The sequence below is a fragment of the Pseudomonas wayambapalatensis genome, from assembly GCF_049942315.1.
In the GTDB taxonomy this organism is placed as follows: domain Bacteria; phylum Pseudomonadota; class Gammaproteobacteria; order Pseudomonadales; family Pseudomonadaceae; genus Aquipseudomonas; species Aquipseudomonas wayambapalatensis.
On record NZ_JBNFMU010000226.1, the window covers coordinates 45,022 to 56,487 of the forward strand.

Consider the following 11,466-nt stretch of genomic DNA (forward strand, 5'->3'; position numbering starts at 1 on the left):
TTACTCCTTGCCTTGGCTTTCGCTCATGCGCCAGATCAGCAGCGCGACGGAAGCGTTCATGCGGAAAAGCGTGTCATCGAGCGACTGTCCGCTCAACTGCTCGATGCGTTGAATACGCTGGATGATGGTGTTGCGGTGCACCCCCAGGCGTTGCGCGGCCTGGGCGCCGTTGCCGTTTTCCTTGAGCAGCACATCGAGGGTGTGCACCAGAGCGTAGGGATGCTTGCGCCCGGTCTCGATCAGCGGGCCGAGGGTCTGGGCAACGAAGTTGTCGATCAGCGAACGGTCGGTAATCCCCTGCAACAGGCGCAACACACCCAGTTCGCTGAAATCGCACAGGCCGGTTGCCGGGCGCATGTTCTGCGCCACTTCGAGGGCCTGGCGCGCTTCTCCCAGGGCCTGGCGGTAGTGGGCGCAGTCTTCGGCCAGGCACGACAGGCCCATGAACAGCGCCATCTCGCCAGTCACCTCGGACAGCTGCCGATACAAGGCGGCGAGCGCTGGGCGCAAGTCCGGGGCGTCGGCCAACAGCAGCACGAAGAGGTCACCCGGCAATTGCGCCATGACCGCCCCGGCGACCGTGCGACACCAGGCCTCCAGTTGTTCTTCGAGCGCCTGACGAGTGTTCTGCCACAGGCGCTCGGCCTGCTCCGGTCGATGCCGCTCGAACAGGCCATCGACTGCCGAGAGTCGCAGCGCGACCACACGGCGGGGCTCGTCCAGCGCCAGTTGCAGGTGTGCAGCCCGCTGGCGGGCAATGGCCAGGGTCGGGTAGTCGCCGGTCAACAGCTGGCCGAGGATGTCGTCACGCGAGCGCCGCACCTGCCCCATCTGCACCAGCGCCGTGCCGATCAGGTGGGTGACCACCACCATCTTCAAGGCGTAGGGCTGCTCGATCAGCGGCAGCCCCAGTTGCTCGGCACGCTCGACCACCGCCGCCGGAATATGCTGGATGAAGCTGCCGCCGGTGAGGATCACCAGGCCGGCAATACCGACAGCATCGCCATCCTCCACCAGGCTCAGCAGGTTGGCCTCGCCACGCGGATGGTTGATACCGGTGACGAACACCAGCTCGCCCCCCATCACCCATTCGGCAATGCCTTCGTTCTCCGCCACATACGGCCAGCGCACCCGCCGCTGCAGGTTGCGTGCACCGGCTCGCACGGTCATCTCTTCGAGACCGGGCAGCCCCAGCAACTCATCGAGTGCCAGGCTCACGGCTTGGCCTGTGCCACGGGGCGCACGCGCGCACCGACTTCAAGCAGGACGATGTAGCACAGCGCCGAAGCACCGATACCCACCAGCGGGGCGACCCACGGCGAACTGTAGGCCAGCACCGCCCCCACTGCGTAGGCGAACAGACCGGCGCGGTTGTAGCGTGGCAGGCTGACCGAAGCCAGGGTCGGGTACTTGCCACGGTGGCGGTACCAGAAGTCGGCCATGATCACCCCGCCGACCGGCGGAATGATCGAGCCCAGCAGCACCAGGAACGGGATCAGCCATTCATACATGCCACCGATCGCCAGCACGATGCCCACGCCGGCCGCCACCAGCGTCGCAGTACGACGACGCTCGCTGCGCACCAGGTGGCAGGTCGCCGCGGCCACGTTGTAGATGGTCGGGCCCTGAATGGTCCAGAGGTTCAGGCACAGCATCACCACCGCCGCGAACGACAGGCCCTGCAGCATCATCACTTCGACGATGTCGGCCTGCTGGTAGACCATCGCGCACCAGGCGCCTGCCACTACCATCAGGCCGTTGCCCACCAGGAACGCCACCACGCTGGCCGTGACCGCCACCCGGCCACTGCGCGACAGGCGGGTCCAATTGGTGGCCTGGGTCGCGCCGCTGGCGAAGGTGCCGAAGACCATGGTCACCGCTGCCGAGAAGCTCATCGTCTCGTGCGGCACCACGGCCATCAGCCCTTCGAAGCCACCCACATAGCGGGTGGCGATGACCATCGAAATCACCAGCAGCACGAACATCAGCGGTACCGACAGCCGCGACAGCCAGTCCAGCCCCTTGAAGCCAATGATCGCGGTGATGCTGAAACCCAGCCCGAACAACACCATCAGGGGGATGGTCAGGCCTTCGGACAGCCCCAGCAGCTTGACCAGCACGATCGCCACCGTCGCCGTGCCCCAGGCGTACCAGCCCAGTTCCGCGAAGCCCAGCAGGAAATCGGAGAGCCGACTGCCCGACTCACCAAAACAGAAACGACCCATCAGCACCGTGTTGAGGCCACTGCGCGAGGCGATGAAAGCCAGCGTTGCCGCATAGATCGCCAGCAAGGTGTTGCCGATGGTGGCGATCCACAGCATGTCGACGAAATTGAAGGCCATGCCCAGCTTGCCGCCAGCGAACATGGTGCCGGTGAAGAAGGTGAAGCTGAACAGGACCATGGCAATCGGCAGCAGGCCCTTGCGGGCGTGCTGGGGGGCTTCGGTCAGGGGGAATTCGCCGGGTGAGCTCATTTTTATAGTGTTCCAGTGTTAGGGGGTTGGCGCTGGCGGAGCAATAACTGGGCCGGATTCAGGGTAGACGATGATCAGGCTGGGAATTGGGCTCTAGCGATATCCGTTCATGTGCTATGTGCACATAATTAATTGATTTCTGGAAAATTTTGTGGGCTTTATATCTCATTTTGACGCACGCGTGCACCTTTGGGTGGCGGACTTGCGCCAGCACGCCGGGGATTTCCAGCGCTTTGTGCCGACGAACACCTTGAGCATCACGGCTATCCTTCCTTGGCAGTACAATCATGGCCGCACCGCGCCAGGTCTCGGTGATACCTCTCGGTTCAGGACTTCTCCATGCCCTACCCCATCGAACAGAAACTTGTCGTCGGCGTTGCCTCCAGTGCGCTGTTCGACCTCGCTGAATCCGACGACATCTATCAAAGCGAAGGCGTCGAAGCCTATCGCCAGCATCATGAAGCGAACCTCGACAATCCGTTCCCCCGGGGCGTGGCCTTCCCGTTCATCCGCCGTTTCCTGAGCATCAACAAGGCCTTCCCCGGGCAACTGCCGGTGGAAGTGGTGCTGCTGTCGCGCAACTCGCCCGAAACCGGGCTGCGGGTCTTTCGCTCGATCACGCATTACGGTCTGGACATCACCCGCGCGGCATTCATGTCTGGCCGCTCGCCCTACGAATACATCCCGGCGTTCAACGCGTCGCTGTTTCTCAGCGCCAACGAAGAAGACGTGCAGCGCGCCATCGACGCCGACTATCCGGCCGGCCTGGTGCTGCCCACACGCATCTACGACGACGAGATCGACACCGAACTGCGCGTAGCCTTCGACTTCGACGGCGTGATCGCCGACGACGAAGCCGAGACGGTCTACAAGCAGCACAACAACCTCCACGACTTCCAGGCCCACGAGTTCGCCCGCAAGGCTATCCCGCATCAGCCGGGACCGCTGGCAGACCTGTACCGCAAGCTCTCGCACATCCGCACCCTGGAAGACCAGAAGCTTGCGCAAGACCCTGACTACAAGCGCATCCTGCGCATTGCCATCGTTACCGCGCGCAACGCACCGTCCCATGAGCGCGTGGTGACCACCTTGAAAAACTGGGGCGTTTCGCCAGATGAATCGTTCTTTCTGGGCGGGATGGAGAAGGGCCGCGTGCTGTCCATTCTCAAGCCGCACATGTTCTTCGATGACCAGCGCAGCCACCTGTTCTCGGCGGCGGGTAACCTGCCGATGGTGCATGTGCCGTTCGGGGTGGCCAACCGCAACGTCGCCAGCCAGCCAGTGCAGGAGGTAATGACTCAGGGCACTGGCGAAGCTACGAGTGAACAGGCGACAGGCCGATAAAGGCCGCATGCCTAGCGCTTGTCCTGCAGCATTTGCCCACGTATTTGCTGCCAGCCCATTCGCCGGTCCGCCGCCTCTTGCCACTGCGCCCGTTGCGGCTCGCGCTGCACGATTGGCAACAGCAGCGGCGGCAAGCGCTCCACCTGGCTGCTGCGGGTGAAGATGCACAGGCGGGTGTAGTCAGGCAGTTGGTGAAGCCTGGCCCCGAGCAAACTGTGCGGGCACAGCAACAGCAGGTCACCGAAGGCGAACAGCTGGTAGGCCCTGACCTGCACCTTGCCATCGTGACGCAGACGGCTGTGCCAGAGCAGCGGATCGATATCGGCCAGTGTCACCTGGCGATCGAGCACGTAGCGCTGGGAGAAACCCTGGCGTACTTCCAGGCTGCCGGCCACCGAATAGGTGATGCTCGACATCGCGCCCTTGGCGGTGGTGAGGAAGATCACGAAGAACAGCAGGGCGCCGCCGATGCCTGCGGCGACTTTGCGGTAGATATCGCCTTTGAACACGAAGTACAACATCGAAGGCAGCAGGCTCATCAGCAGCGTGAACAGTGAAAAGCCTGCCACGAACGACACCGCCGCCTCGTTATCCCGCCCGACGTAGGTGTCGATGATCAACAGCATCGACAACGAACTGGCGATGACGGCGAACACCAGGGTGAACGAAAGAAAGATCCCGAGAAACCAGCGATCGGCCTTGCCCTTGTTCTTCGGCGCCGCGAGAACGAACAACGACCTGAACGACCGGGAGAAGAACAGCGCGGCAAACGCCAGCAAGGTGGCTGCCGAGATCAACAGCATGGCAACGCCGGAGCCAAGCATTCGGTGGTAGAAGAAGCCCAGGACGATGAAGGCGGCGTAGCCCACCGCCAACGGAATCACCAGCCACAGCGCGACATGGCGGGTGAGCCAGCGCACCCTGCCGAACAGCGATACCGCCGTGCCGTAGAGCCACGACGAGCCCATCAGGATGATCAGGTGGGAGAACATCACCGCGACGACCACGAACATCCAGGCGGCGAGTGACGACTTGGAATCCAGCGCCGACATGAACAGGTCGGCGCGACCGATGGCGCGGGTATAGATGTAGAGGCTGAGGCTGCCGAGGAAGGTCCCGAAGAAGACCAGCGTCACGGTGAAGGGTGTCCAGTGCTCAAGCACACGCTTGAGATTCTTGCGAAATACCTGGGCGAAGGTCGGGCGCACACGATGTGCACGGGGAGTAGGTTGCGGGGTATTGCTCATTTCACTCGCCTGTCCATGGTCTGTAACACAAAGCCCGGGAATCTATCACGCCTGCGGGCGATAGTTCCCAGCTCGGGCCTGTGCGATGCACCCTGCATCCAATGCTGGGTTTGATAGCGCTCGCGACGAAAGCCCCTAGGTGTCACTCCCTTTATCGACCGCTACCTCCCCGCGAACGATCGCCAGTTGCCCGTCGATCATCGCCTTGCTCATGCCACTCAGGTAATACATGGCACGCATCAGGGGCTCGGCGTCGCGCGGCGTGTTGAGGGCGCGATGGGTGAGTTCGGTCACGCACCCCAGCATGCTCGAAACCTCCATCAGCGTTTCCTTGGGCGGCAGCCCGGGTATCGCCTGCACCCAGGCCAACCGCGGTGGGCGGCGGATGCGCGGTACTGCGCTGACCACTTTCAGGCCAGCGTTCCTGTTCGATTGATCGTCGTTATCCATGCGTCCCCCATCGAGAATCGGTAGCGCTTCCAGCGCTGGATTGAAAAGTGCCCGCCGCATCTCTCCCGCACGCCTGTAGCCCGACCCACGCGAACCCGGCGTGAGTCTCTGCCCGTAAGCTGAAAGCGTGAAGATGAAATGCGGCGGGCACGGGCAGATTAGAAGGCCAGACGGGCCTGCACAACAGCGCAACCCAGGGAAACGTGATCCCAAGAAATACCCTACGCGACAATAGGAAGTTTCACGATATTTGTGCACATTCGTCCCTTTCCACCTCGCTTATCTGATCTGTTCAGGCAACCGGAAACGGCTGGGCGATTGTCCGACATGCTTGCTGAACGCCACGCTGAACGCGCTGGCCGAACCGTAGCCCACCCACTCGGCGATCTCGGCGACAGACAACTGCCGGGCCCTGAGCAACTGCTTGGCGACCTCCATGCGCCAGGCCAGCAGATGCGCCATTGGCGCCACGCCCACCGTTCGCGTGAAGCGCTCGAAGAACGCCGAGCGGGAGAGCGCGGCAATGCTCGCCAACTGATCGACACTCCAAGGGTGATCGATACGTGCGTGCAACTGATTCAGCACCGGCGCCAGGCGCCCATCCGCCAGCCCCCGCAGCAACTCGACCGGGGCATTCTCGGTCGCGACCAGGCGCATGGCTTCGATCAGCAACAACTCGACCAGGCGCGACAAGGCGAACTCGCTGCCTGGCTTCTGCTCCACGGACTCCTCGCTGACCATCTGCACCAACTGCGACAAGCGCACCGAGCTCCTGACATGCACGACGGTGGGCAGCAGGGCTATCAGTAACGCCGGATCGGTGTCGTCGAACGCGAAGGAGCCACCCAACGAGCACATGTCCGCTGGGCCTTGCGTCTGGCCATAGCGTACCTGTGAAACGTTGTGAAAATCACCCAATGGAACATCTGCCAGTCCTGGGCCTCCCACACTAACGCAGGGCGAAAGGCGCGCTGCCCATGAAGACCCGGAGGCATGTTCCGTATGAAAAAGATCCTGATGGTGCTGACATCCCACGACCAGCTCGGTAACACCGGCAAGAAAACCGGCTTCTGGCTGGAGGAATTTGCCGCCCCTTACTACGTGTTCATCGACGCAGGCGCACAGATCACCCTCGCCTCACCCAAAGGCGGCCAACCACCGCTGGACCCGAAGAGCGACGAGCCCGACGCCCAGACCGACGCCACGCGCCGCTTCCAGCAAGACACAAAGGCGCAGATGGCCCTGGCCGACACAATTCCGTTGGGAGAAATCGACCCTTACGACTTCGACGCCGTGTTCTATCCAGGTGGTCATGGGCCGCTGTGGGACTTGGCCGAGGACAAGGATTCGATCACCTTGCTCGAAGCCCTGTACGCCTCGAACAAACCCATCGCTGCGGTTTGTCATGCGCCGGGCGTGCTCAAGCAGGTCAAGGCAGCGGACGGCCAGCCGGTTGTGAAAGGCAAGCGCGTCACCGGTTTTACCAACAGCGAGGAAGAAGCTGTCGGGTTGACCGATGTGGTGCCGTTTCTGGTGGAGGATATGCTCAAGGCCAACGGCGGTGAGTACTCAAAGGCAGCTGATTGGGCGAGCTACGTGGTCGAAGATGGCCACCTGATTACCGGCCAGAATCCCGCTTCGTCCGAAGCAGCGGCGCAGGCGTTGCTCAAACGTCTGGCGCACGAGCCAGGCGCCTGAGACGAATGGCACAGGCGCGATCCGCTCCCGCAGATGACGATCCCTGTAGGAGCGGGCTCGTCCCGCGATCACCGGCAAAGCCGGTGCCGTCCCCCACAACCGATACAAACGGATTCACATCACCGCCACCCGGCGGCTGGCAACCCCACCCAGCATCGGTGACAATCGCCCCTCATGCCCAAGCCAGGACGCCCCGCATGCTCACCACCCTCGCCATCGGCAACTACCGCTCGATAAAGCACCTCGTCATGCCGCTAGGCCAACTCAACCTGGTGACTGGTGCAAACGGCAGCGGCAAATCCAACCTGTACAAAGCCCTGCGCCTGCTGGCCGAAACCGCCCAAGGCGGCGTGATCGAAGCCCTCGCCCGCGAAGGCGGCCTCGACTCGACCTGGTGGGCCGGCCCGGAAACCAGCGCCCGCATGAAGCGCGGCGAAGTGCCCATCCAAGGCCAGCACCCGACCGACGTCAGACGCCTGCGCCTGGGCTTCGCCACCGAGGATTTCGGCTTCGCCATCTCCCTGGGCCTACCCATCCCGCTGCCCTACCCGAGCGCCTTCATGCTCGACCCCGAGATCAAGTGCGAAGCCATCTGGGGCGCCGGCGCCTACCGCCCCTCCTCCCTGCTGGTCGAGCGCAAGAACGCCCTGGTACGTGCCCGCGAAGGCAACAGCTGGTCCGTACTCGACCAGCATGCCGACAGCAGCGAAAGCTTCTTCAACATCGTCGGCCGCCCCCGCCAGGCCCCAGAGATCGGCGAGCTGCGCGCGTTCATCAACAGCTGGCGCTTCTACGATCACTTCCGCATCGACCGCGACGCCCCCTGTCGCCAGCCACAGCTAGGCACCCGCTCGCCCGTACTGCACCACGACGGCCGCAACCTCGCCTCGGCACTGCAGACCATCATCGAGATTGGTGACGTCGAAGACCTGGTTGCCGCGCTGGATGACGCATTTCCCGGCAGCCGCCTGGAGATCGATGCACCACCCGGCGGGCTGTTCAGCGTAAGGCTTCACCAGCACGGGCTGTTGCGCCCGCTGGGCGGGACGGAGCTGTCGGACGGCACCTTGCGTTACCTGTTGCTGGTCGCGGCCCTGCTGACGCCTCGACCACCGTCACTGATGGTGCTCAACGAACCGGAAACCAGCCTGCATGCCGACCTGCTGCCAGCGCTGGCGCGCTTGATCATCCGCGCCTCGCAACGCAGCCAGGTGTGGGTGGTGTCGCATAGCAGGCCGCTGATCGACGCGCTGACCGCGTGTGAGGGGTGCAATGTGCTGGAGCTTGAGAAGGATCAGGGGCAGACGCAGTTGCGTGGGGTCGGGTTGCTGGATGAGCCGCTGTGGCGGTGGGTGGACTGAGCCTTCGAAACACCACCGCTCCCAGTGCCACTCTTCAACATTGCTAGCCCGCTCTCCAGACCATTGCACACCTGCTTCCCACGGGAAATCCGTGTTCATACTCTTCATTCAACAGTGTTGACAGCCTTTCATCGACGCATTGGTCGGATTCAATCTGAAAACCGAGACGAGCGTAGAACGGAGCATTCCACGGTACGTCTTTGAAGGTTGTGAGAGTCAGCGCATGCAGCTCATTGATCTCAACATAAGCCTGCGCCGCTTGAACGAGCTGTCGCCCTATGCCCTGCCCTTGCAGGGTGTGTCGAACGGAAAGTTCATGGATATGAAGGTCTGTACCGTAGATATCGGCACTGAGAAATCCTTGCGGACGATTTTCAGCATCGATGGCCACCCAGCACGTCGAGCGCTCGATGAGCTCAAGATGCCGTTCAACCGGCATAGGAAGAGAATCAGCGAGCCAGCTTAACCCTTCAAACACACGAAAGGCTTGCGCGGCAGAACGCTCGATTGAGAGTAAGAGGCTCGCATCCTCTGGCACAGCAACGCGGACAGTCGTAAACATAGCTACCCGAAATCTGGATCGCAGAATGAAAGCCTGGAGCCCCCCAGTGTCAGCAAGGCTTTGACCATTTGTTACGTCGCTTCGGGAATGGCGCTGCCACTGGCGTTAGCATTCGATGCCAACGATCCATTGGGTCTTGGCCGCATTGCTGCGGTCCAGATCAGGGCGCCGCACGGCAGGCTGAGTGCAGCCCCGCGGTACGATGTACGGCTGGGCGACCGCAGCCGCTTCGGTGAGCTCCATCGGCTTGCCATCGTCACGTTCGACGGTGATGAAAAACGGCTGGTAGAACGGAATGATGTAGGCATCGAGGGTATAGCGCGCACCATTGGCCTCAAGGTTGGCGTGGTACTCATCGAAACGGGTCAGGCGACTGGTGTCGAGCTTGTCCTGCACCGCGCAACCGACCATGAAAAGCCCGAGCAAGGCACCGGCGCACAATGACATCGTGTTCATTACAACTCCTTTTGAGGTTTGCCCGGATGGACGCGCCGGGACATTAAAGGCGTGCGTGGTGGCCGTCAAGCGAGCGGCACTACTTGAGCAGCGGCATGTTAGGGATCACAATCACCGCGCTAAAAAAAGGATTAAGACAAAAGGATCATTGCCTTGAACAAGAAACAACGCGACGAACTCAGTAAGTATCTCAGCTATGTGCTACGCCATGCTCCGCACTCCATCGGCTTGACCTTGGACCGCGAAGGTTGGGCCGAGGTGGATACACTATTGCGTAATGCCGCTGAGCAAGAACGCAGTTTTGACCGCGCCGCCCTGCACGACGTGGTTGAAACCAACGACAAGAAGCGCTTCACCCTTTCGGACGATGCGCGATATATCCGCGCCGCCCAAGGCCACAGCACGACTCAGGTCGCCCTCCAACATGTCGAAAAGACCCCACCCGCCCTGCTCTACCACGGAACCGCCAGCCGTTTCATGGCGTCCATCGAGGTACAGGGTCTGGTTGCCGGTTCTCGCCACCATGTGCACCTGAGTGAAGACCCAGAAACGGCGCTGGGCGTGGGTAGACGCTACGGAGAACCCGTATTGCTGGTGATAAATACATCGAAGATGCGCGAAGCTGGCGCGCGTTTCTACCAAGCGGACAATGGTGTGTGGTTGGTGAATGAGGTACCGGTGGGCTGTTGGAGTCGGGGGTAGCATGAGCGGTAAATGGCTTCACTCTGCCAAAAAAGTTTCGAGGGAATGAAAAGCATCACGATTAATGGGATCAATCTAAAGCCAGCTTACTCACATCCTATAACCCAGGCATCAGCAATTAAACTTCCGTAAAGTACATCATACTCGTCACCCCCTTGAAGCTTGTCCTGGCTCTTGCAGCATCCGAAAAACAATTCCCCTATCAACATGAACGCCACCTAGGCTCTGTCTGAAAAAAGCCGTCGCATACACCGCATGACGCAAGCCAGCGAAACCATTGCGGCATAACTTTTTGCGAGCTTGTCGAAGCGCGTGACGATTCGGCGGTTCTCTTTTAGCCAGCCGAACATGCGTTCGATGATGTTGCGCTGTCGATATTTGGGGCGATCAAACAGTCTCGGCAAGCCGGGTTTGGGCTTGCGTTTCATTGAGCGTAGTGGAATGACCGGCTGCATCCGATATCGATCGCAGTAACGGCGCAAGGCCTCGGCGTCGTAGCCTTTGTCAGCCAGCAACCATTTGCATCGTTTGCGTGGACGACCACGCTGATTTGTCGGGATGCTGACATCATCAAGCAACGGCTGGGCATAGCTGATGTCGCTGGCTTGGCCGCCAGAGAGAAGGAAGCGCAACGGTATCCCGTTGGCGTCGCAGAGCATATGGATTTTGGTTGTCAGGCCGCCGCGACTGCGGCCTAGAGCGTGATCGGCAGGCTCGTCAGCCCCCCTTTTTTCCGCGCTCCAGATGAAGCACGGGTTGCTCGAACAGCGGTCGAATCAATCATCCAGGTGTGGGGATCGATCAAGCCTTTGTCATTGAGTCTGAGGTGCAATCGTCTGAGCATCTGATCGAATGTTCCGCGGTTTCGCCAGAGTCGGAAGCGGTGATAGACCGTCGCCCAAGATCCGAAGCGCTCGGGCATATCTCGCCAGGCTGCTCCTGAGCAGAGGAGCCCAGAGCACACCATCGAGCATCAAGCGATCACTGCTGCGGGGCCTGCCCCTGACGTGGGCCGCCGTAAAGAGGTCGGCGACCACTGCCCATGCTTCATCCGAGAGTTCATAACGCTTTGCCATCACAGAATTCCTTTCCGTAGATGGCCGGCGACTGTACAGAACCCAGGCTGTTCCGAGGCCACATTTCAGTTTCTTGGGATTTCAGACAGAGCCTAG

General features: G+C 61.3%; 11 protein-coding genes and 1 pseudogene. 4 read left to right on the top strand and 8 right to left on the bottom strand.

From position 1 onward, the window contains the following. Complete coding sequence (locus ACPZMI_RS21240; protein WP_426353001.1) at positions 1-1,218, bottom strand: PucR family transcriptional regulator; 1,218 nt, start codon at positions 1,216-1,218, stop codon at positions 1-3. Beyond that, complete coding sequence (codB, locus tag ACPZMI_RS21245) at positions 1,215-2,474, bottom strand: cytosine permease (protein WP_186669125.1); 1,260 nt, start codon at positions 2,472-2,474, stop codon at positions 1,215-1,217. The genes ACPZMI_RS21240 and codB overlap by 4 nt, the downstream gene beginning before the upstream one ends. A gap of 339 nt (positions 2,475-2,813) precedes the next feature. Between codB and ACPZMI_RS21250 the strand changes: the two genes are divergently transcribed. Then, a complete protein-coding gene (locus ACPZMI_RS21250; RefSeq protein ID WP_426353002.1) occupies positions 2,814-3,818 on the top strand; it encodes a 5'-nucleotidase in 1,005 nt (334 codons plus the stop codon). Positions 3,819-3,829: 11 nt separating this feature from the next. On the opposite strand, the gene ACPZMI_RS21255 is transcribed toward ACPZMI_RS21250, so the two are convergent. The 3 genes from ACPZMI_RS21255 to ACPZMI_RS21265 form a co-directional block, all read right to left on the bottom strand. Continuing rightward, positions 3,830-5,065: a hypothetical protein gene (locus ACPZMI_RS21255; protein ID WP_426353003.1), complete on the bottom strand. Its 1,236-nt coding sequence runs from the start codon at positions 5,063-5,065 to the stop codon at positions 3,830-3,832. Between the two features lie 135 nt (positions 5,066-5,200). After that, a complete protein-coding gene (locus ACPZMI_RS21260; protein WP_186710119.1) occupies positions 5,201-5,575 on the bottom strand; it encodes a DUF3077 domain-containing protein in 375 nt (124 codons plus the stop codon). Between the two features lie 219 nt (positions 5,576-5,794). Then, positions 5,795-6,550 (bottom strand): AraC family transcriptional regulator, encoded by a 756-nt coding sequence (locus ACPZMI_RS21265; RefSeq protein ID WP_426353004.1) that lies wholly within the window; start codon positions 6,548-6,550, stop codon positions 5,795-5,797. On the opposite strand from ACPZMI_RS21265, the gene ACPZMI_RS21270 reads away from it, so the two are divergent. Then, entirely contained in the window at positions 6,518-7,213 is a 696-nt protein-coding gene (locus ACPZMI_RS21270; protein ID WP_426353005.1) for a type 1 glutamine amidotransferase domain-containing protein, read from the top strand. The genes ACPZMI_RS21265 and ACPZMI_RS21270 overlap by 33 nt on opposite strands. Before the next feature lie 197 nt (positions 7,214-7,410). Then, on the top strand, positions 7,411-8,574 hold the full coding sequence (locus tag ACPZMI_RS21275) for an AAA family ATPase (RefSeq protein WP_186669116.1): 1,164 nt from the start codon (positions 7,411-7,413) through the stop codon (positions 8,572-8,574). A 43-nt stretch (positions 8,575-8,617) separates the two neighbouring features. On the opposite strand, the gene ACPZMI_RS21280 is transcribed toward ACPZMI_RS21275, so the two are convergent. Next, positions 8,618-9,136, bottom strand: coding sequence for a GNAT family N-acetyltransferase (locus ACPZMI_RS21280; protein WP_426353006.1), 519 nt, complete (start codon positions 9,134-9,136; stop codon positions 8,618-8,620). Between the two features lie 105 nt (positions 9,137-9,241). Beyond that, positions 9,242-9,592 (bottom strand): hypothetical protein, encoded by a 351-nt coding sequence (locus ACPZMI_RS21285; protein ID WP_426353007.1) that lies wholly within the window; start codon positions 9,590-9,592, stop codon positions 9,242-9,244. Positions 9,593-9,745: 153 nt separating this feature from the next. Between ACPZMI_RS21285 and ACPZMI_RS21290 the strand changes: the two genes are divergently transcribed. Continuing rightward, entirely contained in the window at positions 9,746-10,294 is a 549-nt protein-coding gene (locus ACPZMI_RS21290) for an RNA 2'-phosphotransferase (protein WP_426353008.1), read from the top strand. A gap of 218 nt (positions 10,295-10,512) precedes the next feature. Here the strand turns inward: ACPZMI_RS21290 and ACPZMI_RS21295 are convergent. Continuing rightward, a pseudogene (locus ACPZMI_RS21295) lies at positions 10,513-11,370 on the bottom strand (IS5 family transposase). Positions 11,371-11,466 lie beyond the last annotated feature (96 nt).